The 23,639-nt window shown below is 51.3% G+C and carries 18 protein-coding genes; 10 read left to right on the top strand and 8 right to left on the bottom strand.

The window, feature by feature from the left end; translation table 11 throughout:
* Window positions 1–15 precede the first annotated feature (15 nt).
* Window positions 16–1,818: a DEAD/DEAH box helicase gene (locus SH451x_RS05880; protein ID WP_479361515.1), complete on the bottom strand. Its 1,803-nt coding sequence runs from the start codon at window positions 1,816–1,818 to the stop codon at window positions 16–18.
* Window positions 1,819–1,917: 99 nt separating this feature from the next.
* Window positions 1,918–2,523 carry a hypothetical protein gene (locus SH451x_RS05875; protein WP_479361514.1) on the bottom strand — a complete coding sequence of 202 codons (606 nt, stop codon included), beginning with the start codon at window positions 2,521–2,523 and terminating at the stop codon, window positions 1,918–1,920.
* Between the two features lie 221 nt (window positions 2,524–2,744).
* Here SH451x_RS05875 and SH451x_RS05870 point away from each other — a divergent pair, with 221 nt between their 5' ends.
* A complete protein-coding gene (locus tag SH451x_RS05870; RefSeq protein WP_479361513.1) occupies window positions 2,745–3,203 on the top strand; it encodes a hypothetical protein in 459 nt (152 codons plus the stop codon).
* 144 nt (window positions 3,204–3,347) lie between these two features.
* Here SH451x_RS05870 and SH451x_RS05865 read toward each other — a convergent pair whose 3' ends face one another.
* A complete protein-coding gene (locus SH451x_RS05865; RefSeq protein ID WP_479361512.1) occupies window positions 3,348–3,746 on the bottom strand; it encodes a DciA family protein in 399 nt (132 codons plus the stop codon).
* 196 nt (window positions 3,747–3,942) lie between these two features.
* On the opposite strand from SH451x_RS05865, the gene SH451x_RS05860 reads away from it, so the two are divergent.
* From SH451x_RS05860 to SH451x_RS05850, 3 genes are all read left to right on the top strand, one after another.
* Complete coding sequence (locus tag SH451x_RS05860) at window positions 3,943–4,335, top strand: response regulator (protein ID WP_479361511.1); 393 nt, start codon at window positions 3,943–3,945, stop codon at window positions 4,333–4,335.
* Window positions 4,336–4,434: 99 nt separating this feature from the next.
* Window positions 4,435–6,111 (top strand): hypothetical protein, encoded by a 1,677-nt coding sequence (locus SH451x_RS05855; protein WP_479361510.1) that lies wholly within the window; start codon window positions 4,435–4,437, stop codon window positions 6,109–6,111.
* A gap of 95 nt (window positions 6,112–6,206) precedes the next feature.
* Complete coding sequence (locus SH451x_RS05850; protein WP_479361509.1) at window positions 6,207–8,015, top strand: SulP family inorganic anion transporter; 1,809 nt, start codon at window positions 6,207–6,209, stop codon at window positions 8,013–8,015.
* A gap of 266 nt (window positions 8,016–8,281) precedes the next feature.
* On the opposite strand, the gene SH451x_RS05845 is transcribed toward SH451x_RS05850, so the two are convergent.
* Window positions 8,282–9,712: an undecaprenyl-phosphate glucose phosphotransferase gene (locus SH451x_RS05845; RefSeq protein ID WP_479361508.1), complete on the bottom strand. Its 1,431-nt coding sequence runs from the start codon at window positions 9,710–9,712 to the stop codon at window positions 8,282–8,284.
* 364 nt (window positions 9,713–10,076) lie between these two features.
* Between SH451x_RS05845 and SH451x_RS05840 the strand changes: the two genes are divergently transcribed.
* The 6 genes from SH451x_RS05840 to SH451x_RS05815 all read left to right on the top strand — a co-directional run bounded on the left by SH451x_RS05840 (window position 10,077) and on the right by SH451x_RS05815 (window position 18,967).
* Window positions 10,077–10,817 (top strand): ABC transporter ATP-binding protein, encoded by a 741-nt coding sequence (locus tag SH451x_RS05840; protein ID WP_479361507.1) that lies wholly within the window; start codon window positions 10,077–10,079, stop codon window positions 10,815–10,817.
* A gap of 130 nt (window positions 10,818–10,947) precedes the next feature.
* Entirely contained in the window at window positions 10,948–13,839 is a 2,892-nt protein-coding gene (locus SH451x_RS05835; RefSeq protein WP_479361506.1) for a Gldg family protein, read from the top strand.
* Window positions 13,840–13,898: 59 nt separating this feature from the next.
* Window positions 13,899–15,872 carry a DUF4340 domain-containing protein gene (locus SH451x_RS05830; RefSeq protein ID WP_479361505.1) on the top strand — a complete coding sequence of 658 codons (1,974 nt, stop codon included), beginning with the start codon at window positions 13,899–13,901 and terminating at the stop codon, window positions 15,870–15,872.
* 171 nt (window positions 15,873–16,043) lie between these two features.
* Entirely contained in the window at window positions 16,044–16,589 is a 546-nt protein-coding gene (locus SH451x_RS05825) for a hypothetical protein (RefSeq protein ID WP_479361504.1), read from the top strand.
* On the top strand, window positions 16,590–18,185 hold the full coding sequence (locus SH451x_RS05820) for an arylsulfatase (RefSeq protein WP_479361503.1): 1,596 nt from the start codon (window positions 16,590–16,592) through the stop codon (window positions 18,183–18,185).
* Window positions 18,182–18,967, top strand: coding sequence for a biotin--[acetyl-CoA-carboxylase] ligase (locus tag SH451x_RS05815; protein WP_479361502.1), 786 nt, complete (start codon window positions 18,182–18,184; stop codon window positions 18,965–18,967). The genes SH451x_RS05820 and SH451x_RS05815 overlap by 4 nt, the downstream gene beginning before the upstream one ends.
* Here the strand turns inward: SH451x_RS05815 and SH451x_RS05810 are convergent.
* The 4 genes from SH451x_RS05810 to SH451x_RS05795 all read right to left on the bottom strand — a co-directional run bounded on the left by SH451x_RS05810 (window position 18,954) and on the right by SH451x_RS05795 (window position 23,529).
* Window positions 18,954–19,640 (bottom strand): RNA polymerase sigma factor, encoded by a 687-nt coding sequence (locus tag SH451x_RS05810; protein ID WP_479361501.1) that lies wholly within the window; start codon window positions 19,638–19,640, stop codon window positions 18,954–18,956. The two genes, SH451x_RS05815 and SH451x_RS05810, sit on opposite strands and share 14 nt — an antisense overlap.
* A 41-nt stretch (window positions 19,641–19,681) precedes the next feature.
* Complete coding sequence (locus tag SH451x_RS05805) at window positions 19,682–20,626, bottom strand: hypothetical protein (protein ID WP_479361500.1); 945 nt, start codon at window positions 20,624–20,626, stop codon at window positions 19,682–19,684.
* Window positions 20,627–20,676: 50 nt separating this feature from the next.
* On the bottom strand, window positions 20,677–22,806 hold the full coding sequence (locus SH451x_RS05800; RefSeq protein ID WP_479361499.1) for a serine/threonine-protein kinase: 2,130 nt from the start codon (window positions 22,804–22,806) through the stop codon (window positions 20,677–20,679).
* Between the two features lie 108 nt (window positions 22,807–22,914).
* On the bottom strand, window positions 22,915–23,529 hold the full coding sequence (locus SH451x_RS05795; RefSeq protein ID WP_479361498.1) for a hypothetical protein: 615 nt from the start codon (window positions 23,527–23,529) through the stop codon (window positions 22,915–22,917).
* Between the last annotated feature and the right edge of the window lie 110 nt (window positions 23,530–23,639).

The raw sequence follows: 23,639 nt of genomic DNA, 5'->3' as shown, positions 1-23,639 counted from the left end.
TTGAACAGAACTTAGCTAGGCGGCTTTCGAGTGTGGTTTGAAATCGGGTGTTTGTAAGTTAAACAAGCCGAAGATTTCTTTCTGGTTGAGCTTCAAGTCTTTCGGCGTGCCTGCTTGCGAGAACAGTTCGTTGAACAGCTGACGCTTGCCTTCCAGCACGGCGTGAATCCGTTGCTCGATCGTTTCCATCGCGATCATGCGTGTGACCGTTACGTGACTTTTGACTCCCAAGCGATGAGCGCGATTGATCGCTTGGTCTTCCACCGCAGGATTCCACCAGCGGTCAAACAGGAATACGTAGTGACAGAACTGTAAGTTGAGACCGACGGCTCCGGCACCGTAGCTCATCAAGATCACCGATTTGCTTTTATCGTTCTTGAATTGGTCGATGACCTTATCACGCTGCTTGGAAGGTATACGTCCGTGATAATGCATCGGGCCAAAGCGCTGAATCTTCTCAGAGATCCGATCGAGCGTGTTCACCCACTGGCTAAAGACGATTGCTTTCTGCCCACTGGCGACGACTTCTTCCAAGTCGGCTTCAAGCCGTTCAAGTTTACTGCTTGAACCGGTCTGTGGATCGAAATTGCAGATTTGCTTCAGACGTAACACGAGCTCGAACACGTGTTGAATTGTTAAGTCTTCCTTCATGTCGGCCAGACGGATGACGCCTTCTTCTTCCGCACATTTGTAGCTGCACCACTGGTCGGATGTCAGATCTAGCTCTGCATCGCGATACATTTTAGGCGGCATTTCGGTAAGGACTTTGTCCTTGGTGCGTCGCAAGATGTAGTCAGCGGTCGCTTTGCTGAGGCTGCGAAGGTGCATATCATCACGCAGATATCCGGGCGCTAGGAACTCAAAGATGCTCACGAGGTCTTCGATTGAGTTTTCGATGGGTGTGCCGGTGAGTGCCCATGATCGATTACGCGGGATCGATCGAACTATTTCGCTGGTCGTACTATTGCGGTTTTTGATGCGTTGAGCTTCGTCCAATACGACGAGATCGAAATCCATGTTGCTCTGATCCAGCAAATGATGGTCTCGCATCAGCAGTTCGTAATTGGCAATGCGAACGGGCAAGTGCGGGTGAGTCCAGCCAAACGAACGTTTCGCTTGGTCGCCTTCGATTACGGCGACGGGAATCTCAGGAGCCCATTGGGCGAACTCTCGCACCCAGTTCGTCACGAGCGGTTTGGGGCAGATCAAAAGCACTCGATTCAGTTCGCCGGCCATCAGCAACATGCGAATCGTCGTAATCGCTTGCATCGTTTTACCGAGCCCCATTTCGTCCGCCAAAATCGCGGCAGCTCGCGGGAACAGAAACGCGATGCCTTCCATTTGGTACGGAAAAGGCTGAAAAGGGAAGCTGAGCCGGGCGGAAGCGACGATCGATTCCAGCGGCGGTTGCAAGACGTAGAACAATCGATCTTCCAGCCGCACCAAATCCCCCGGCGGCCGCAATCGCGTTAGCTTACCCGAGGTGCTAGGCAAGTTTCTTTTTGCTTGCTCGGGCGCATCCGTGTACTCGATCGAAGTTGATACGGCTGTGTCAGCCCGAGGCTTGCCGGAATCGACAGGCAAATCTTTGGCATTCGCAGAGTTGCTGACTGAGTTCTTCCACGACGAAGCATCGGCAAACGTAAACCCGACGACTTTAGGAAGTTTCGTCCCGAGTGCAATCGGAAGCACGCGAATCGGTTGCTGCTCTTGCCACTGATCGTAGCATTCGGTTGCAACGTCAATCGTCGACTTGATCGCGATCGAATTCACCTGGATCGGTTGTTCGTCGACGTTCTCTGGCATAGCCTGGTTCATCTCAAAAGCCAACGGTTAACGTGAATGGAACCTTTGCGATTGATTCTCAAAACGTGCAATGTGTTGCGAGTAAACGACACGGGCAAAGTTGTGGAAATACTAGGCGGCCTTCGTTAATGGGTTCGCCTCCATAAGCGCTTCCACAATGCGTGAAAAAGGTTCAGCTGGATTGATCTGCGGCTTGAGATTTTCCCAGATCGATACGAATTGAGCTTCGTCGGTCTTGTATTCCTCTAAAGTCGATACGGTTGTATTCACCAAGCGGAAACGGTGAATAGCGCGCGGGAAACCGAGTGGCTTTATCAAGTTCGGCCCGCGTGTGGTTGAGTCCGTGACGTCAGTGAAAGCGAGTGTGTTTCCATCGCGACTCGTTTGCTCCGAACCAGCGTCTTCCAAACAAGCAATTGGTACCGAGTGTACGTGCCGCAACGTAAGAGCGGCAGTTAAGTCAGTCAAGATTGTTGACGGAGCCTGTTTGACTTTGCTGACGATGGCCAGCGATATTTGTTCACCTATGAGAAAATCGCTGAGCGAGTCACCGTACAGGATTGTTTGGGCACGCGACGGCTTTATCGGCAGCGAGCAATGGAACTCTAGCGGGCGGCCGACGGAATTCACCGTTAACAAGCCACCGAAGTAGCCAACCGATTCGTTGAACCGGACAGTTAAGAAGCCAAAGCAGTCTGCGTTGTTCTTTTGAGTCATAGGCTGATAAATGTTTCGAAGAGGTCACGTATGGAACTCTTCGGCTAATCGACCTTACCAAATTCATCGGTTTTTCCGGTGGTAGCGAAAAGGACCCTGCTTACGCAAATTATGCAGCCTTCGTATTTCCAATCTGCTCGACTATCTGCTGGCATAGACTATACTGAGGACCTTCTATAAGCGACTGACTAAAACGCGACTGCGAAAGTAAGGAATCGGATATGGGCAATGAATCCTCGCAATATTCACCAATGTTTAGCATTGATGTTGCTGCCCAATCGACGCAAAACCAGCCGCAACCCGTCGATGCCTCCATGGCGATCGTTGCGTTGCTCCGCCAAATGGTGCAAAGCCAAGAGCGCCAGAACAAATTGATCGAGCAACTGATCGCTTCGAACAATGCGGCGCAGAAGCAACGGGCCACCGAACTCCAGCAATGGCGGGATGCTAATCCTTATCTGGCCAAATCCTGCCGACGCGCTGCTGAATCATTGTCGCGAGTACAATCGCAGTTCATCGAACAAATTGCAGATGAAATCGAAGAAAATGAAGAATCGTTGATGGAAGGCGAGTTTATGCTCAGCGAATTCGTTGACCGCTTCGGTCCTCGATTGGCACATCTTAACGGCGTTCTGCAAGTCCTTGCACAGCTGAGCAGCACGACCGCGCCAGCAAACTAAGGAATTGTTCCGAAACAGTTTCCTATTCTAGCGGAACGGCGCGAGACGTCTGGCGTCGCAAAACCGGAGGGCTCGCGCCCAACGGCTACAATTGATTTGCGGAAGTTACGTCAAGACAATCATTAAAGCGAGATCGCGGCTGGTTCAGCTGATTTTAAATCGCAACGATTTGATCTGATGCTCTGGTAGATTAGCTTGCAAATGCTTGAGTATTTCGTTTTTCCGCATGGTCAGTTCTTGCATCACCAGCGGGCTATCGACAGTCACATGCAGCACGCCACGCTTGAGATTCCCGGGACGCGTGTAGCTTGACATCGGGTCACCGACGGCGGCTCGCCACTGTTGTTCGGTCATCAGCGACGTTTGTTCGGCGGAGATATTCCGCTGAATCGTCCAGCCTTTCACGATCGATTTGATCGTTTTCGCACGCGGAATGTAGGGATTTCCGCGGTTTTTGATATCCGCAATCAGCGCGGCTTCTTCTTGCTCGGGCGTTGGATCTGGGATTCGACGCGGTCGATTCTGGAACGGACTTGGTTGCATTGCTGCGAATCCACCTTGATATTAAGCGTCGGTTAAGGATAAAAATACAATTTGGCTTTGCAATGGAGCCGTTTGGAACGATAGTTGTGTTAGTGCGTCTAACGGCACGTGGATATGCCAAACTGGCTGTTAGCCAGCAGAAACATTATTCCCGCTGCTCCCCGTTTCGTGAAGTTCGGTTTTCGAGGCTGTAGGTATGAACTGCAGTTCGGCTGGTAAAACGCCATCACTTTTGGTCACCGATGACAACATGGACTTTCGCGGAAGCCTGTGCGAAGGCCTTCGTCGACGGGGTTATCTAACTGTCGAGGCGGCAGATGGCCTTGAGGCACTGTCGATTTTGCACGAGATTCGAGTCGACATTCTTATCGCTGACATTCATATGCCGCGGCTCGACGGAATTGAAATGCTGGCTGAAATTCGAAAATTGCCGAGCTACTTGCCGTGCATTTTGATGTCAGCCGAATTGGATGAGATGCTGATCGATCGTGCGAAGCGGTTTGAACCGGAATCGGTGCTGGCCAAGCCATTCAGTCTTGCCACTGTTTCGGATACGATCCGGCAGATTCTTGCGACACGTGCTTGCTGAACTATATTAGTGTCTACTATTGGCTCTCCGTCCGCCTTGCAATTAGCTGGGCGAAGTTGCGGCGAGCGGGTTTGAATCGCCGACCTTCTTTGGACTGCCATGACACATTCACGCGCTACGGAAAATTCGACATGTATTACGGAGCCGCGAATAGATCTTTGGCGAAGTAAGCGATTCGCTGTGGCAGCTCTCGTTAGCTGCTTGTGCGTCGGTTTTTCAGCGAGCGTGGCGTCGGCACAGCAATCCGGCCCGGTGATTCGCGTTGACCTTGCCAGCCTCCCAGCTGAAGTTTTGAATTGCAATGTTTGTCGGATGCGTCTGGGATTGCAACCGATTCCAGGCGGTGGGACGACAGATTTCGCTGAGCATGATCGTCAAGCGGCACTGTCGCAGGTTCAGCCCGCCTCGGCGTCTCTCCCCAGCACGCCGAATGCTCCATCGAAAATAGTCGAGCCAGCTTCCGAGCCTCAACTTGCTAAATCAGCGAATTCGGCTGAATCCGTAACAGCTGAAGTGCAAGAGAATTCACCTGAGAGCTACGAGAAAAATCCTGCACCTGCTGACACGCTGCTTGCTCCGAAACCCGACGTTACGCCAGCAACACCTGCCGAATCGAGCGCAAATCGCTTGTCTCAGTTTTCATCGTCAGCCGAAGCTCAACAAAGTGTTGCCCCCGTCGCCGATAATAGCTATAGCACACCGACTGTCGAAGGCGATTACCGTTTCCGTTCGCCTACTGCTGTCCAAATTGAACTGGAATTAGCGAAGAAACAGTTGGCGGAACGCAATGCTTCGATCGAAAAATTTAATCAGAACCAAGCGAACCTTGAAACGCAGATCAGTCAATTAAGCCTGACCAATCGACAACTTCAAGCTGCACTTCAAGCGAGATCGGATTCGGCAGAGAAAGCAACGTCGCAGCTTCAGAAAGTTGCGACGGAGTCTTCGGAAAAGATAAGCCAGCTTCAAAGAGAGCTTGATAACACAAAACGGGAACTGAGCGTAGCTACTGGCAAGCTAAAGTTGCAAGGACAAGAGCTTGAGGTAGCTACCAAGTCAGAATTGGAATCGCTGCGAACAAAGCTGACTGAAGGTGAAGCTGCGTTGCAGAAGGCAGTTAGTGAGTTAGAGTCGATGCGTCGTCAGCGAGATGGCTTTGAACGAGAGTTGGCAACGGTCCAAGAGTCGCTTCGTAAGAACGAAAATCTTGAAGGGCCAGTCGATGCGAGCGACGATCGCACTGCAAGGTTAATTGCTGCGGCGCGTGAAAAAATTGCCAAGCTGAACGAATCGAACGCCGCTCTGACAAAAGAGCTAGAAGTGTTCCGTCAACAAGGAACAGCTTCCGCCACAACTGTTCAAGGTGTATCCATGGAGCAGTTCGGCGAGATGCGAACGCAGCTAGAGCAGCAAGCCGCGATTTTCATGGAAGCCCAGACGAAATGGGATGCCGAGCGTGCGAGCCTTTTGAGCGAACTCGCGAAAGCTAAATCCGATGCAAAACCGACCGACGTCAGTCAACAGGCGGAAGCGGTCGTTCAGGAGAATGCAGAAATGAAGGAGGCGGCGACAACGCCAGCACCGGACGCATCATCCGAAGACGAACCCACCGCCCCGACGTCTGTAAAGGGTAATGAGGCAATCAAAGAGGCAACTAGTGAGTCAGGCAGCGAGGCGAGCAAGCCGGAAGCTACTGCACCCGTCGCGGGGCCGAAGAAACCTTCACGTGCACCTCGGAAAACGGACGAAGACAAACAAGAACGCCGCGACTTCTAAATTGAATCGCTCAGCAACTCACTTATGAAATATTGCTGTTTGCTTGGCAGTGCAAAGATGCAATCATTCGGTATGGAACACCGTGGGCAAACAACATGATTTCTGAAGATTCCCGGTCGTCGTTCGGCTTGGCAACGCTGTCGAAGTGGGTGCCTGCGATAGGCGAATTGCGAACGTATAGTTGGCTATCATTTCGCCGCGATCTGTTCGCTGGTCTCACTGTCGCCGCCGTCGCCGTTCCGCAAGCGATGGCCTACGCGACGATCTTCGGCATGCCGGTCCAGTATGGGTTGTACACAGCAATCGTCATGACCGCCGTAGGTTCGCTGCTGAATGGCTCGCGACACCTGATCAATGGGCCAACCAATGCAATTTCGATTGCAATGCTAAGTGCATTGGCGGTCGTTCCAGAAGACCAGCGAATCCCAGCTGCCTTCATGATGGCGTTGGTGATTGGGCTGATTCAAGTTGCGATCACTCTGTTTCGGCTCGGCGATCTCTCGCGTTTCATATCCACAGGTGTAATTGTTGGTTTTACTTGCGGAGCTTCCATCCTCCTGCTGCTTGATCAGATTAAAAACGTGGTTGGATTCAACTACAAGGCCGATCCGCATGATCACTTCTTGAAGCGTTTTGGCGAAACGATGTGGTTTGGGGGACCGATTCATTGGCCGACGGCTGGTTTAGCAGTGTTGACCATTTTCGTTGTAATTTTCTGCCGTTGGTTAAACCGACGTTGGAAAATGGGCTTGCCCGAGCTCTTGTTAGGTATCATCGCCGCAGGGTTTACTGTTTACGCACTAGGCTTGAATGCGGAAGGTAGTGGCATCGCGTTGGTAGGTACCGTCCCGACTACATTGCCAAGCTTTAGTTTGCCGATGCTCGATTTTACGTTGATCACGCAGCTGGCTGGTAGTGCGACGGCGATTGCGTTTTTAGGGTTGCTGGAAGCAATTGCGATGGCAAAATCGCTTGCGAACAAGACGGGGCAAAAACTGGATATCAACCAGCAGTGCCTGAGTGAAGGCGTAGCAAACATGACGGGCAGCTTTTTCCAATGCTTCCCAGGCTCGGGCTCACTTACTCGTTCTTACATCAACCATGCCGCTGGCGCTGTCACGCAGTGGTCTGGCGTTATCTGCGCCGTTGCCGTCGGTATTACGATTCTGATTCTAGGTCCATTCGCGGCGTACGTACCCAAGTCAGCTCTTGCCGGCGTTTTGATTCTGACTGCGTTTCGGATGGTTGAGTATGGTGCGCTGCGTTACCACTGGAAGGCAACGACGTTTGATCGGATCATCGTACTTGCGACCGCTTTGTCGGCGGTCTTTATCTCGATCGAGTTTTGCATCTTGATTGGGGTTTTGCTTTCGTTCTTGCTGTACGTTCCGAGGGCGGCTCAGATTTGGATGAGCGAGTTGACGATCACCAAAGATCGAAAAATTCGAGAGTTGAAAGCGAGTGATCCACACAGTGAGTATTTGCGAATCTACAACTTTGAAGGTGAGCTCTTCTTTGGCTGCGGTCCGCAATTTGAAAAACAATTAGAACAGATTGAACAGGAGTCGGGCGACCAAGTTTGCGTAGTCATGCTACGTATGAAGCGACTGCGTAATCCGGACGCGATGTGCTTGGAGTTGATAGAGAAGTGGGTGCACCGTTTGCAGAAGAGAGGCGTTGTGATTCTGTTTTCCGGTGTACGCCCAGACCTCTATTCGGCGATGAAGAATGTGGGGCTTGACCAAGTCATCGGCACGGAACATCTGTTCTTTGAAGCGCAAGAGATCTACTTAAGCACGATTCAGGCACTGGAAAAGGCATATGCGATTTTGGCTGAGAAACGTTGCCCTGGTTACGAAAGCAACAAATCGCCCAAGAGCCAGGATCTGGATTACGAGATCTAGTTGGAGGCAGCATCAATGCGCTCGCGATCTCTTCCGTAGCTGCGTTCGCCTAGAACGCGGGTGAAGTTCGCTGCGGTTCCCATTACGCCACCGGCTTCTAGGCGAAGCCAGCTACGATGCGCTTGGGCGATGCGCTCGCGATCTCTTCCGTAGCTGCGTTCGCCTAAAACGCGAGTGAAGTTCGCTGCGGTTCCCACTACGCCACCGGCTTCTAGGCGAAGCCAGCTACGATGCGCGTGGGCGATACGATGCGCCGTCCTATCCGCTTAATATGCTTCGTGCTTCCACAAAACACGAACGGTGCGGAACAAGATCCGAATGTCCATCCACAGTGACCACTCTCGCAGATAGCGATGATCAAAGTCGATCCGATCCTGCATCTTTTCAATCGTATCGGTCTCGCCTCGAGATCCGAAGACCTGGGCCAAGCCTGTAATGCCGGGCCGGACTTTGTGACGCATCATGTAGCCGCGGATAAGCTTGCGGAATTGTTCATTGTGAGCGGTTGCGTGAGGACGAGGACCGACCAACGACATACTGCCAAAAAGGACGTTGAAAAGCTGTGGTAGCTCGTCCAGCGAAGTGCGTCTTAAAAACGCACCAACTTTGGTAACACGCGGATCATTCCGAGTTGCTTGAACCACCACCGGGCCGTTGTCACAAGTTGTCATCGAGCGAAACTTCCAAACCAAGATCTCTCGACCGTCTAAACCGTATCGCTTTTGTCGAAAGATGACTGGTCCAGGCGAAGACAGTTTCACTGCCACTGCGCAGGCAGCCAGGAGTGGGCTTAACAAAACGATGGCTAGAGCCGCGAGTATAAAATCAAAACCTCGTTTGACCCAGCCGTCGACACCGTAAATCGGTGTTTCGAAAACACTAACTACCGGCAAGCCGCCGAAATCGGTCCAGCGCGAATGCAGCAATTCGAACACGAAAAAGTCTGGGACGATATATACCGAAGCGGTCGTGTCGCCTAGTTCGGTCAGCAGATGTTGGATTCGACTTTCAGCGCGCATCGGCAGCGTGATCAGCACAGTGTCGATTTCGCCCGCACGAGCTGCAGCGACTAACTCGTTCAGTTTGCCTACGTATGGAGGCAGATTTTCAGGAAGCATCTTTCGACGGTTGTCATCGCGGTCATCGTAGAAGCCCACGATCTTAAATCCATTCCCGCCCGCTTCGCTCGCAGACTTGGCAACATGGATCGCAAGGTCTCCCGTCCCGGCAATAGCAGTACGTTTGGTGCCGATACCGCGACCAAACGCGAATTCTACGACAGCGCGTGTCAACATGCGGAACCACATCAAGAACAGGCAGCCAGACACGAACCAAATCGCGGCGCTAGTGCGTGAATAGGATTCTGCGACGCGCAAGAAGAAGCCCAAAATCGCCGTGAATGAAAGCGAGCAGAACCAAGCGCTCGCCACCATCGCCAGTTCCATTTCTGTACTGACCACACGCGATGTACGGTAGATGCCGAACAATTCTCCGCATACGAAGAACGCAAGGATCGTAACCACGGCCGTCGACCAAGTCGCCGAATGGAAATCTTGGTAGGAAAGGTACTGTGCGAGGTAAGCAGTGGAAACGATTGCGATGCCGTCGACCAAATGTGACAGGGCGGGCATCCAAGAGTTAGTTTGGCGAATCTGATAGGGCTGCATGATGAAGCGGCAGATGTATGTGAAATGCACCCGGGCTGGCTTGCCGGAGATCGTGCTGCCAAAAATAGGGTGTGAACGGGGAAAAGTAGGTCATGTCTCGGTGCCGAGCAAGTAAAATCGCGAGCTCGCTGCAAACCTGTTCAAATGTTAGCTTTGTAAATTCGAGCGAGTCGAAAAAGGCGTCAGAACCGGATTTTCCAGAACCGCGGCGCCGTGAACCTGGGCCGGAAAGCTTGCGTAACCAGAAATTAGCGATGGGCAACCCAAATGAGGCACTGATGGCAACAGGTATCGCCTTCGGCACTGGCAAAGCCGGTTTAAATCGCTAAACTTTCGCCATTCAAACTGGATGAAAACACTTTCCGCGTCATTTTAACTGAGGGATTCAATCAAGATGGAGTCGGATAGCGGTAGAAAGCCAATGATCGAGGCGATCGGGCTTTCCAAGTTCTATGGCCCTTTTGCTGCGGCTCGCGATATTAGCTTTGTGGTATCGGAAGGCGAGCTGGTGGCGTTTCTCGGTCCGAACGGTGCTGGCAAAAGCACCACAATGAAGATGCTCACAGGGTATTTGGCTCCCAGTGAAGGCAACGCCCGCATCGCGGGCCACGACATGTACAACGACCGCATCGCCGGTTCCAAGCGGTTAGGATATCTCCCTGAGAACGGACCGCTCTATCCTGACATGACACCGACGAGCATGCTGAACTTTTTCGCTGACGCCCGTGGAATGGATGCAGGCTATAAACGCGAAAGAATCGATGCAGTCATCGAACTTTGCGATTTGACGTCGGTAGTGCACAAGGCAATCAGCAAACTATCCAAAGGCTTTCGGCAGAGAGTCGGAATGGCCCAAGCATTGTTGCATGAGCCTGACGTATTGATCTTGGACGAACCTACGGCAGGTTTGGATCCAAATCAGATTCGAGAAGTTCGCGCAACAATGAATAAGTTGCGAGAGACGAAGACAATTCTACTATCGACGCACATCTTGCAAGAAGTCGAAGCGATGGCATCCAGAGTCATCATGATCAACGAAGGCCGTAAAGTCTTTGAGGGCAGCGTCGACGATTTGCGCGCGGTCCAAGGCGATTTGGCTGAAGCATTTCACCAATTGACCACCGCCCCAGTTTAGTCAAATTAGTGGTTATGAATGGCCGCGTTTACAAGGGCAGGGTCGCATGCAGCGGCAAGCCTTCATTTAAATCGACCGCGGCGTTTTGGACATCCGAATAATCTAGTTATTACTTAAGAACGTTTCGAAAATGGTTTGGTTCGCAATACTTAAGCTGGTCTGCTACGACATCTTCTTTTTAGCTCTCTTGCTTGGTCTAGTACTGTTGCTCGCCGCCGGGCGCCGCGCTGCGTACGCTGTACTCAAGCGGAACTTTTTGGGTTACTTTGCCAACCCAACTGGCTATGTCTTCCTTTGCTTGTTCGTCCTGTTGACGAGTATGGCCGCGTTCTGGCCGCACGCGTTTTTCAGCGATAACATTGGATCGCTTGGGCAGCTTAACAAGTGGTTCGTCTATATTATGCTTTTCTTTATTCCCGCGATTACGATGAGTATCTGGGCGGAAGAAAAGCGACAAGGCACCGACGAATTATTGCTAACATTGCCAGCAGATGATTTCGATATCGTCATGGGTAAATACACTGCGGCGGTTTCGATCTTTACGACCTCTCTGCTCTTCTCGCAGATCTCGACATTCATCGTCTTGTTGTCGTTGACGATGGGCGAAGTCGATACGGGACTCTTCTTCGTCAACTACCTTGGCTATTGGTTTATTGGATTGGCGATGATTTCGATCGGCATGATCGCATCGTTCCTAACCAGCAATCTAACTGTCGGTTTTATCCTTGGCGCACTATTCAATGCCCCGCTTGCTTTCGCTCAACAGTCAGATGTCATCGCGCCAAACAATGTCGCTTCCCGTTGGCTCAAGAATTTTTCGCTACTCGAACAGTTCGACAATTTTGGACGCGGTGTGCTCAGTTCTGCTTCGATCATCTTCTTTACCTTGATCGCCGCGTTTGGACTTTATCTATGTATGGTATTGGTCGGTCGACGTCATTGGAGCGGCGGGAAAGACGGACACGTGATGTTCTTCCACTACCTTGGCCGCGCTGCGTTGATTGCTGTCGTGGTGGTTGCTGGTAGTGAGCTACTACGCAATTTTGACTTGGTGCGAGTCGACGCTACGGAAGGACAAGTGAGCTCGCTTTCTGATACGACACGGAAGATGATTCGCGAACTTGAAGCAGAAAGAACCATCGTAGTTGATGCTTTTCTGTCGGCGGAAATGCCCGAACAATATGCCAAGGTTAAATATGAAGTCATCTCGCTGCTAAAAGAATTTGCGTCGACGGCCAGCCGAAACGCGGTGCCAATCGAAGTGCGGATCAACGGCGATATCGAACGCCGCAGTGAAGACGAAGAGATGGCGAAGGAACAATTCGGCATCGAACCACGAACAGTCCAAGTCCGCGAACGAGGCGTGCTAGCGGATCGACCGATCCTACTGGGAGCTGCCTTCCGAAGCGGTTTGGAAAAGGTCGTTGTGCCATTCTTTGAGCTTGGTGTGCCGGTTGAATATCAGTTGGTGCAAGCTCTTAATACTGTTAGCCGACCCGTGCGGAAGAAACTGGCTGTACTTAAGACCGATGTGCAAGTGATGGGTGGCATCGATATGACAGCGATGCGGCAGGTGGCTCGTCAACAAATCATGACCGACTTGGAAAAGCAGTATGAGTTGGTAGAAGTCGACGCGAGTAGCCCAATTGATATTGAACAGTACGCTTGCATGCTGGCCGTTCAGCCTTCGTCGCTTAACCCAGACCAAATGGAAAATTTTGTCGCGGCAGTCGCTGGCGGGCTTCCAACGGCGATCTTCGAAGATCCCATGCCAGTTGCATTTCCCGGTTTGCCTGGCACTGGAGAACCCAAACAAGCTGGTAACCCCATGTTCGGCGGCGGACAACCTGTTCCGAAAGGTGACATCCGTGCGTTATGGAAGACATTGCAAATCGATATTCCCGGCAAGCCTAGTATGACCGGCAGCATCAATCCCGATTTGGTTTGGCAGCGTTACAACCCATATCCGATGCTGAAGAACTTACAGCAAGCAACAAACCAGTGGATCTTTATTCGCGACGACACGGCTGAAAGCGATCTATTGTCCGAGCAAAGCGAGATTACCGCTGGGCTTGAAGAACTGATGTTTCTTTATGCGGGTGCAGTTCGACCGCAAGATGATGCTACTCTCGACATTTTGCCCCTGGCGGTAACATCAGATCAGTCAGGCTTGGTTCCCTTTGACGACGTGAACGCGAGAACTTCCGACTTTGAAAGAATTCGCATGGCGGAAGGCCCCGCAATCGGCGGTCAAAACATTGCGGTACTTATCAAAGGTGCAACTGCAGGTTCAGGGGATAGCGCAGATTCAAAGACCGATGAAGCTGCGGAAGGCGAAACGAAAACCGCCGAGCCGACTGCCAAGCCGATTAATGTTGTTTACGTTACCGACGCCGACTGCATGTCTGATGTGTTTGTAAGCATTCGAAATCAGCCCGATGCTTACGGCGATATCAATTTCCGGATGCAGAACGTGTCGTTTGTTTTGAACATCATCGACGTTCTCACTGGTGAACTCGATTATCCGAAAGTTCGTCGTCACGTTCCAAGCTATACGACCTTACGCCTTGTAGAGCAAGAGTCTGATGCAGCTCGACAAGCGGCAACGGAGCAGAGCCAGGCGTTCAGCGAAAAATACAAACAGGAAGTTCAAGCTGCCGAAGCCGAAGCAACCAAGGCAGAAGAAGAGTTTCGCAAGAAACTAACCGACCTGCAATCCAAAGGTGTTGCAACTGTCGACCAGCAGAAAGCATTGCAGCTAGCGGCACAACAGCTCCAAACAACGGCTGCAACGCTACAGCGAAAATTGGACGTTCGCAAGGAAAGCTTGGAGCGGGAACGCGACGAACAAATTGCGAAAGTGGAAGCGCAGACCGATCGTCAGATTCGAGACATTCAAAACTACTATAAGATGTTAGCCGTATTTATTCCGCCAATTCCACCTCTTTTGGTCGGCATCGCGGTTTTCGTATCGCGTCGTCTACGTGAACGCGAAGGCATTAGTAAAACGCGTTTGAAGTAGTCGTTCGTTGATCCAATTTGTTGTTAAACAAAAACCCAATTCGATTTGAGATTTGAACTGTGAACGAAATTAGCAAGACCGGAATTTTTGCTGGAGCTGCTGCCGTACTCTCATTGCTTGCGTACGTAACAGAAACTCCGACGACTTCCAACATCGAACAAGTGGCAGAGGAACGTGTTGGGGAAGTACTCTTTCCTAACTTTACGAAACCGCTGGATGTGGCCACGTTGAAAATCGTAAACTACGATCAGGACTTGGGGCAGCTTGAACAGTTTGAAGTAACTCGCGATCGCAAGAGCGGGTTGTGGACGCTGCCTTCGCACGATTCGTATCCTGCCGATGCCGAAGACCAGATGAGCAATGCGGCGAACGCGTTGATTGGTGTCAAAATATTGGCCCTCGCATCCTCGCTGCCTGAAGACCAAAAGCTGTTCGGAGTCCTGGAACCAAATGCAGAAAAATTGAGTGTTGGTGATGTCGGCGTCGGCCAGCTGGTTCGAATGCAAGACGAGAACGGCGAACGAATCGCCGACTTGGTGATTGGCAAGAAGGTTAAGGATTCGGAGACTCAGCGTTACGTTCGCATCTCGACGAATGACCAGATCTATGTCGCGGAAGTCGACGCCAAATCATTCAGCACAGACTTCAAGCAATGGATCGATAAAGACCTCTTGAAGCTCAGCAGTACCGACGTCCGGAAGTTAGACATCCGCGATTATGACATTATCCGGACGGCACAAGGCGGCCAAATGAGCCGCGAATTCGAAGCAATTGTGCGGTTCGACACGGCCGACGGGAAATGGCAGCCGGAAAAAATCATCAATTACACCGGAGGCGTTGAAGAGCCGCGTGAATTGGCTGCAGATGAAGAACTGAATAGCAAACAGCTCGATACGATTAAAACCGCGCTCGATTCGTTGCAATTGGTCGACGTGGCGCGTAAACCTGTGGGGCTTGCCGCCGACTTGAAGGCCGACCAAGCATTGCTGAAAGACACGGCTAGTATCCAATCGTTGGTTACGAAGGGCTTTTTTCCTCAGCCCGCTCCAGATGGTAGTACCGAACTTTACGCTTCGTCGGGTGAACTGTTGGTGAGTTTGCAGGATGGCGTTCAGTACTTGCTGCGGTTTGGTAACACGACCAATGCAAAAATCAAATCTGAGGGTGCTGAGGAAGGCGAAGAGTCGACCGAGGCGGATTCTACCGCAAGCGATATTTTAGATATCAGCCGATTCTTGCTTGTAACTACAAAAGTCGATGAGTCGATGATCCCTGAAGTGGTGCTTGAAGAAGTTCCACAATCAGTTGAAGAGCTTGAAGAAATGGACAGAGCAGCCGCTGCATCCGCTGTCCCCGCCGCCCCGCAACCAGAACAGACGGAAACCGGCACTGAAGCCGAGGATACTGCTCAGACAGCCCAACCAGAAGAGGGCGCCGAGTCGAATGGAGATGATGCCGCTACGGAGTCATCTGTGGATGAACCTGCCTCTGACACAGTAGAGCCAGCTTTAGATCCTGCTACAGTCGATGAAGATTCTTCTCCGGCGGAAGAAAGCACGACACCTGAATCGCAACCTCAGAGCCGAACCGGAAATCGCGATTCTACAAAGTTCGTTGCTTTTCAAGCCGAAGAGGCCCCGGCAGTAAGCGAAGTTCCCGCAGACACGCCAGCTGCCGACGTTGCCGGTGAAGCTGAAGCTACACCTGCTGCTGACGCTGCTCCTGCGGCAGAGCCATCGCAAGAAGAAACCGCTGAAGAAAAACAAGAACGACTGCAAGCGGTGCAGGAAAAGATCACGAAGGCCAATCAAAGAAAGATTGACGAACGCGACGAAATGCTGGAAGCAGCGAAGAAGCGAGTTGCGGAGCTTAACGCAAGATTTGCCGAGTGGTACTACGTTATCGGCGAGAGCCAATATCAGAAACTGCGAATCGAGTTCGGTGATTTGATCCAAAACAAGAACGCCGCGAACGCTCCATCATTCTCGCCCCCACCGGGAGGGGATTTCAACTTCAACCCGCTCCAAAATTAAGCTGGGATGATAACCACACACTCAGGCGAGCATCACATGCTCGCCTGTTTTCTTTTGGCCCCGCCTCGTGAAGCTGGGACGCCCCTCTTCGTAGCTAGATCGCGTATAATGAGATCGCCTTCACAAGGTCATCGCCGTGTGCTAAATCGATTCTTTTCTCAGTGGTGAATCATGTTCGACTCCATTCTAGAACATCCGTTTGTCGTTGGAGTCGTCGGCATTTTTGTGTCGTTGATCATCCTATGGGGTTGGTTGCAAACGGCGAACAAGGCAGCACTATACCTTGGGTTGAGCGCCTTACTTTTGACTGTTATTTTATTTGTTCTCGGCAATTCGATTGAGACGGAGAACGAGAAACTTCTACGTTGGTTAAACGCGACTGCGAGCGAATTAGAGGCCAACCAGTTGGATCGCGTGAAAGCAAAGATACATCCGGCTGCCAGTAACAATATTCGCGAGCTCGCAGGCCGTGCAGAGTCTTTGGTCTTTTCCCAGGCACGCATAACGCGCGTGCACGAGATCGATTTCAAAGGATCAGCCCCCTATGATCATGCCGTGGTCAAGATTAATGTCGCCGTCGATGTTAATTACAGCGGTTCGGTGCAAAAGATCCTGCGATATGTGGAACTTACGCTCTATCGCGTCGACGGGCGATGGTTGGTCTACAATGTTCGGCATGAAGAACCAACCTACGGTCTGAAACTGCACGATGACTAAATGTTGGCTGAACAAGCCATTACTCACGACCTACTTCACTTATTCAATGACGCGCGTTCGAACGTCCTGAACTTCTACCAAGTCAATCCTATGCGACATTTCCACTCCAAGCTTTGCTTAAGAATTTGGTTGAGCCTAACTCTTCTGCTGGTGGTTCACGAACATCGAGTAGTTCACGCGCAAGCGATTGCCACAACGCTTGTACCGCCCAAGCCGAATATCATATTGATTATGGCCGATGACTTGGGCTTTGGCGAGCTTGGCCACTATGGCCAACAATTAATTCGAACTCCGCGCATCGATGAACTCGCAGCCAGAGGTATGAGCTTCACTCAGTTTTATGCAGGCGCAACAGTTTGTGCGCCGTCGCGATGCACTTTAATGACGGGGAGGCACAACGGCCATGCTACCGTTCGAGGCAATGCGCCGCGGTCAAATTCGATCGCACAATCGTTGACGGATGAAGATTACACGCTGGCCGAATGTTTGAAAGAGCGTGGATATGCGACGGCATGTATCGGAAAATGGGGACTTGGAGAACTCGATCAACCAGGGCATCCGCTGCGACAAGGCTTTGACCGATTTTTTGGCTACCTGAATCAAGTTCACGCGCACAACTACTACCCGACCTACCTGTATGACGGGTTTGAGCCGCTTCTGTTGCAGAACAAGGTCACATTCGCGACCCCTGAGCTTGGCGATATCGGCGGCGGTTATGCAACAGAAAAGCTGCAGTATTCTCAGGATCTTTTCGTTGATCAAGCAATAGGTTTTATAACCCGTCCACGCTCTGAACCTTTCTTTCTCTACCTCGCGCTAACAGCTCCCCATGGAAATAACGAAGCGAATCGCATGATTGGAAACGGCGCCGAAGTACCTGACTGGTCGATGTACGATGATAGAAGTGGCTGGTCAGAAAACTCAAAGCAACATGCGGCTATGATAACCCGCATGGATGAAGCAGTCGGACGAATCGTTGACCAGCTTAAACGACTTGGTCTGGCGGAAAACACGCTCGTAGTTTTCACGAGTGACAATGGTCCCCACAACGAATCAAGCCATCAACTGGAACTGTTTAATCCGTCAGGCCCTTTGCGCGGAATAAAGCGTGCTTTGTACGAAGGTGGCATTCGCGTCCCAATGATTGCTGCTTGGCCAGGCATGATTGCTCCAGGCACAGTCTCTAACCATATCGGCTACAGTGGTGATTTTTTCCAAACCTTTGCCGAACTAGCAGGCGGACCTTCGATCGTTCCAAATGGTCCAATCGATAGTATTTCCATCGCTCCAACGTTACTTGGTGATCAAGTTTACGATAACGTAAGTGCGGCCCAGGAAGAACACGAGTATCTTTACTTCGAGTTCTATGAACAAGGCTCGCGTCAATCGGTTCGTTTTGGTAACTGGAAAGCGATTCGCGAACCGATGTTAACTGGCGAGGTCGAGCTGTATAACCTCGCAGACGACATTGGAGAAACTAAGAACGTCGCTTCACTATTCCCGGAAATAGTCACACAAGCGGTTGCGTACATGAACGACGCGCACGTCAGCAGTCCGCGTTGGCCCACTCCTGTCAGTTCGGCGAATGTACCGTGAAGCGAGACTGGCCGCCCACTATAACTGTGCTGGACACCGTAGATTCAACGAACTCATTCATCAAGCGAGAAGTTGAATCAACAGCCGGTTCTATAAAGCTCCCATGGCTTGTGGTTGCTCACGAGCAGACGGCTGGTCGCGGTCGGAATTCGAAGAGTTGGCTAAGCGATCAGAATTCTCTTACATTTTCCATCGCCTGGACGCCGGATGATATTACACCTATTCCCAGTGAATTGCTCGCAACTTTGCCACTGATAACGGGATTGGCCGTTGCAGAGGCGACTCGATTATTCGTGAAGGGTGACGTCAAAGTAAAATGGCCCAACGACGTATTCATCAGCGGAGCGAAAGTAGCCGGGATTTTAATTGAGTCAGTCCGCCCTGCAGCGATAAACGAAACCATTTTCGTAATTGGCATCGGTATCAATTGCGACGTTGATCTAATGGCAAAAGATGAAGCAGTTGCGAAGCGTGCGACAAGCATCCGTCACCATCTTAAGCACAATTTGGCCTACTCCAGTCAGGAACTGACTACGAGCGTACTGACAAAGGTCCTTGATTGCTTGCAGGTTACCTTGCGCGATTTGAGCGTTTCGAATATGAACCTCAATGCAAACTGGGAGAGAAATTGCTTTTTGCTAGGACGATGGATCGAAGTTCGCGCAGCGAATGCAACCATCGAAGGCGAATGTTTGGGTATCGATGAAAGGGGGGCCTTGATCATTCGCGATCCGAACGGGCATTGGCAAACCACTCTCTCCGGCGAAGTCATCCGTTACTAAACAGATCGGGAAAGATCTCTTTCGAGAGCTCCAAACGCGATAGAAGCGTCTTCGTTCGAGTCAGAAAATCTGCTTTGTAATTCGCGACTTGTTGCTCGCTGAGGTTCAGTCTGGCTGCGACTTCTTTATTTGATGTTCCACACACTATCAGCATTTCAATACACATCAGCTTCTGATAATCGCCCTTCGATTTCCATTTTTCGATCTGGTCGATCAGTACATCCAGAATTGCTTGAGTTTCAAAACGCTGACGTTCGTTGCTGCGCGCGATCGACGAGGCAACTCGGAGCGTGCCAACGGGATCGACAGCGATCCCAGAGCTCGAATCTCCAGTAGTTGGTTGTTGCAGTGAAAGAGCGCGACGACGTCCACTTCTGCGAAGATGATCGGTAATCTTGAAGCTACAGATTTGATACAGATAGGCTTCGATCGATCTTGAGCCGTCAAAGTTCGGCAAGCTGCGGTAGAAGCCAACAAATGTCTCTTGGACAATGTCTTCTGAAGTATTTCGATCGTTGACGCGGGACGTTGCAAACGCGAGCAACCGCCCTTCGTACTGATCGATCAGCAGCTGCCATGCGCTGTCGTCCCCCTCTCGAATTTGCTGCAGCCATAACAAATCGGCTTTTTGCTGACGAGTCGTGTGAGAGTGCGGAGACGTGTCGTCAGGCATTGGTACAAATTCTCAATGATGAGGCATGCGCCTAAATTTACTTATCCAGTGCGTCCGCTTCGCGCTCGCAGACCAACATGCAGTATTCCACATGCAGCCATGATAGTGAACATCGATAGCGCAACTCGCAACGACCGCTGCTTCCATTCTAGCTGCTTTTGCCACTCTTGCATCTGGCGGCGGACTTCAGGTCCCACGGTAATTCTGGACCATAGCTGGTAAGTTGTAACGTTGTCAACGTCACGAGCGGCGAGAAAGTTTGCGTCTTTATCAACCAGTTTGTCTACCACCCACTGACCATCAATACGATTCAACGCCTGTGGAGATATGCCAAGCGTCTGTTGGGCATAGCCACTAAAACGTTGCCAGGCGGCGGCTTTCAAATTGTCGTTGCACGCTTCCTGACTGTCGCAAGGAAGAGTACCAAAACTCAACGTATGAACTTCCCCAGATGTCGTATCTCGAGCGATCCAGTCTGGCCGGTCTTTGGGTAGAAGTGGGTTCGACAAGTCTTCAAGCAGTGGGTTGTCGAGCATCGTTTCGTCGGTAACTTCACCAACGACTTCTTCTGTTCGAGGTTCGCTTGAGTCCAATCCAGCTGATTCGTCGATGACTTCGGCTTGTGCTTCGGCGGCTTCAACAACAACGACAGCCTCTGCTTCTGCTTCCACTTCCGCTAGTACTTGCTCTTGCGCAACTACTTCATCTGCCCCCTCCGAAGACGAGGCTTCGGCGGCTTGACTTTCCGCAGATGACGTTTCTTCGGCATCCAACGCTTCTTCGACCGGTATGAATCCGTTCGCGGCGTTGACGTCTTGCCCTGCTAGATGGTACGCACCTTCTTCGCTTTTTGGCGATTGCACCGACATAACAAATTCATCCACAACATTGTGTGAATGAAGATACCGATTCACGCCAACCCATCCAAACACGAGCAAAACGATGAGAAATGGAAAACCTGATTTTTTTGTTGTACAGCCGCACATAGTTCTTTACCTCAGAGGATACTTACGTCATAGCGATCAATTCGCTGTGATCACTTCGGGCTCTCGACAAAAGTCTGGATATAAGTTTGATTTCGATTCCAACCGGTGTAGTACGATGAAATCTGCAGCACGATCGCCAACGATCCGGCTAGCGCTGCGGCCCAGTGTGTCGGGAAGTAGAGAAAATTCGTGATGAAAAAACAGAGCACGACTGCCAGCACTGTCGATGCGATGCTCAAGCGGTGTTTTCGAACTCGATCGGCCAAACGCCACCAGCGAATCGCACCAAATAACACGGCGAAGAAGCTGAGGTAGGCTGGAAGCATTGGTCGCCCCGCATCGAAGAAGCCTTTGAAGGTGTGTTGGGTCGCTTGAATATGTTCAACGATCCGTGAATTTGTCGCTTCGGCATCGTGCAGCACTAGAGAACGGTACGCGTCGTTCCAAGGCACGGACAGATAGCTGTCCATACCGTAGGCGAACAAACCTACAGCCAAACCAAGCGTCATTTGTGTGAAACGAAATCCTATCCAGTCTTCTGTTCTCCCTTCCCAGAGCTTGCTCAGGAGAAGTATTACGGCAGAAGATGCCCAGATGACGCTCGCCAGCCAAACGCTCAGCGGTAGAAACGTCTCAAGTGGTAATGTACCTGTTGCCAGTACGATCAAGCAGCCAATAATTGCGAGTACCGTGGTCGTAAGGCCGGCGGCGACGACGCTTCCGGTCCATTCGGCAAGCCGATCCCAGGCGGATCGACCAGCAAGCACATGTCGCTGGGCAGCTTGCCACTTTTTGAATGGCAGACGCACCGGTGGAGCGTAGGGCGCAACCGGCAGTGGCTGCGTCGGCGGATACGCTTGTGTCGGGTAATTGAGCGGACTGCCGGGCACGGCCATGGAGGCATTGAAAATTGCTTGTTCGGTCTGCCTATACTGCTCTGGGCTGCCAGGCACAGGCGGCGGGTAGGCCGCGCGAGTCGCAGCAAATTTCTTACTGGCAGTCCAATAGCGGATGAAATAATAGGACGGATAAAAAATCGCAGTCCAATACGCGATGCTTGACCAAAAATTCGCGGTATTGACCATAACAAACGCTAGACCTACGAGCACACCGACCTGGGCAGGCGAACTTTCGAGGTTCTTCCACCATCGAGCCATGTCTTGGACCGCTTTGATAACCGCTGCGGCAATGGGTTCTTCAAATTTGAATGCGGACTCGCCAGCGGCTTGGTACCCATAGCGAGCAGCCTCAGGGGATTTCGCAGCATAACGCGGGTCAGGCTTATATTGCTGCCCTCGCTTCTCTTGCGCAGTCGCTTGATCTGTACCGGAGAAGTGCTTTTGAGAATTGCTCTTCACGCCCAATTCTTGCAACATTTCGGCGACGTCGCTATGACGCTCGGCAGGATTCTTTGCGAGTGCCTTGGCGATCACGCTCGCATATGGCTCCGGCAATTGCCGAATGTCTGGCGCTGCCGTCATGTGCTTTACAATGATCTCTTGAACGCTTTCGCCATCGAACGGAACTTTGCCGCTCAGCATTTCAAAAAGGATGACGCCAAGCGCGTATATATCAATTTCTTTACCGTAGTTCCCGCGCGAGATCTCCGGTGCCATGTAGTGAAAGGTACCTACGCTATCGGTCTGGCCAGCCCGTTTGGAAGCCGATATGAACTTGGAAAGTCCATAGTCGCCAATCTTAACAAAGCCCGACTCCAAAAAGATGTTAGCTGGCTTCAAGTCGCGATGTACAATCCCTTGCGAATGCAGGTAAGCAACACCAGAAGCCAACTGCACAAACAGCTCCATCGCTTCGTTGGTATTTAAGCCGCTTACATTTGCGTCGAGTAGATCACGCAAAGTTTGACCGGCAATATACTCCATGACGATCCAAGCTTGATCTTCATCAATCTGGCGTACATCGTACAGTTGCACAAGATTTGGATGCCGCAAGTTCAAGCAGTGCTTAGTTCCACGGACTTCGATCTGAGCATTGCGAACGATGCGTTTGATGGCGACCTCTTTGCCGGCTGCCGTCGTTGCAAAATAAACTTCGCCGAAACCACCGATCCCTAGTCCACGCTTGATCGTATAACCTTCCAGAGGTTGATCTCCTGCCGACCAGAAGAAACCTGATTTGCCTCCACCGGCGTCTTTTCGCAAGTCATTTGTGATAATCATCGATTTTCTCGCTTACTTGGCGGAAGACATGTACCAAGTCGATTTAGGCAACGGACTCAGAATCAATTTCAATTGTATTAAACGTGCCGCAAATCGGCAGTCGGAATCTTAACAAACGCGAGTTTCAGTCGACAAAGTCAGCTGAATCCCCTCGGCCTTAAAACGCTTCATCGGCACAAGCGTTTCTTTGGAAACTCTTGCTGAAGATTGTTTTGTAACCGCAGCCGTCCGTGGTGAAATAGCCCACTGGTCATCGGAACGAGTCAGCATCCACTCGCGATCCGAATGCGGATTCACGATATGAGCATGCGACGAGTTCCCAATCAGGCAGCAATGACTCATCAAAACGACGCCGTCGACGTGATGATTCCAGCGGTGCCGCGTTGTAAGCGTAAGCATCGCAGTGTGACTGTATGGGTTCGGTTTGCGAAACAGCAATCCGACCTTCCCTTGCACATCGATCACATCGCCCGTCTTGATAACCGTCGGACGCTCGATCAGCAGCTTCCCAACTCGAACGCCATCAGTTGTCGGATATAGCAAGGTGGTTTCATCGATGGTTGCAATTGAAAACACTCTCGCCGGAATATCCGCAAACACGGCCGCGTCAATGTCCGCCGCCCCCATCGCCGATCCGAACACAAAACTACTAGCGTCGCACATCGCATAGCCGCCGACACCATCAATCCACAGGCAAATGTCGTCCGTTTGTTTTGTTGTCATTGCTATCATCGCAAACTCAAATCCACAAAATCGCACCCGAGCCAACTTCAACGTACCATACCGCTTTCGCAGTGCTTCTCCGAATGATGTATCACTTTGGGAATCAGCAG

The organism is Njordella aestuarii (assembly GCF_056494165.1).
The sequence above is the reverse complement of the archived record's forward strand: the minus strand, read 5'-3'. Positions and strand labels throughout refer to the sequence as shown.

Excerpts from the sequence above, each read along its gene's own strand:
- SH451x_RS05880 (WP_479361515.1), bottom strand. The coding sequence starts at position 1,818 with ATGAACCAGGCTATGCCAGAGAACGTCGACGAACAACCGATCCAGGTG.
- SH451x_RS05875 (WP_479361514.1), bottom strand. The coding sequence starts at position 2,523 with ATGACTCAAAAGAACAACGCAGACTGCTTTGGCTTCTTAACTGTCCGG.
- SH451x_RS05870 (WP_479361513.1), top strand. The coding sequence starts at position 2,745 with ATGGGCAATGAATCCTCGCAATATTCACCAATGTTTAGCATTGATGTT.
- SH451x_RS05865 (WP_479361512.1), bottom strand. The coding sequence starts at position 3,746 with ATGCAACCAAGTCCGTTCCAGAATCGACCGCGTCGAATCCCAGATCCA.
- SH451x_RS05860 (WP_479361511.1), top strand. The coding sequence starts at position 3,943 with ATGAACTGCAGTTCGGCTGGTAAAACGCCATCACTTTTGGTCACCGAT.
- SH451x_RS05855 (WP_479361510.1), top strand. The coding sequence starts at position 4,435 with ATGACACATTCACGCGCTACGGAAAATTCGACATGTATTACGGAGCCG.
- SH451x_RS05850 (WP_479361509.1), top strand. The coding sequence starts at position 6,207 with ATGATTTCTGAAGATTCCCGGTCGTCGTTCGGCTTGGCAACGCTGTCG.
- SH451x_RS05840 (WP_479361507.1), top strand. The coding sequence starts at position 10,077 with ATGGAGTCGGATAGCGGTAGAAAGCCAATGATCGAGGCGATCGGGCTT.
- SH451x_RS05835 (WP_479361506.1), top strand. The coding sequence starts at position 10,948 with ATGGTTTGGTTCGCAATACTTAAGCTGGTCTGCTACGACATCTTCTTT.
- SH451x_RS05825 (WP_479361504.1), top strand. The coding sequence starts at position 16,044 with ATGTTCGACTCCATTCTAGAACATCCGTTTGTCGTTGGAGTCGTCGGC.
- SH451x_RS05820 (WP_479361503.1), top strand. The coding sequence starts at position 16,590 with ATGTTGGCTGAACAAGCCATTACTCACGACCTACTTCACTTATTCAAT.
- SH451x_RS05810 (WP_479361501.1), bottom strand. The coding sequence starts at position 19,640 with ATGCCTGACGACACGTCTCCGCACTCTCACACGACTCGTCAGCAAAAA.
- SH451x_RS05805 (WP_479361500.1), bottom strand. The coding sequence starts at position 20,626 with ATGTGCGGCTGTACAACAAAAAAATCAGGTTTTCCATTTCTCATCGTT.
- SH451x_RS05800 (WP_479361499.1), bottom strand. The coding sequence starts at position 22,806 with ATGATTATCACAAATGACTTGCGAAAAGACGCCGGTGGAGGCAAATCA.
- SH451x_RS05795 (WP_479361498.1), bottom strand. The coding sequence starts at position 23,529 with ATGACAACAAAACAAACGGACGACATTTGCCTGTGGATTGATGGTGTC.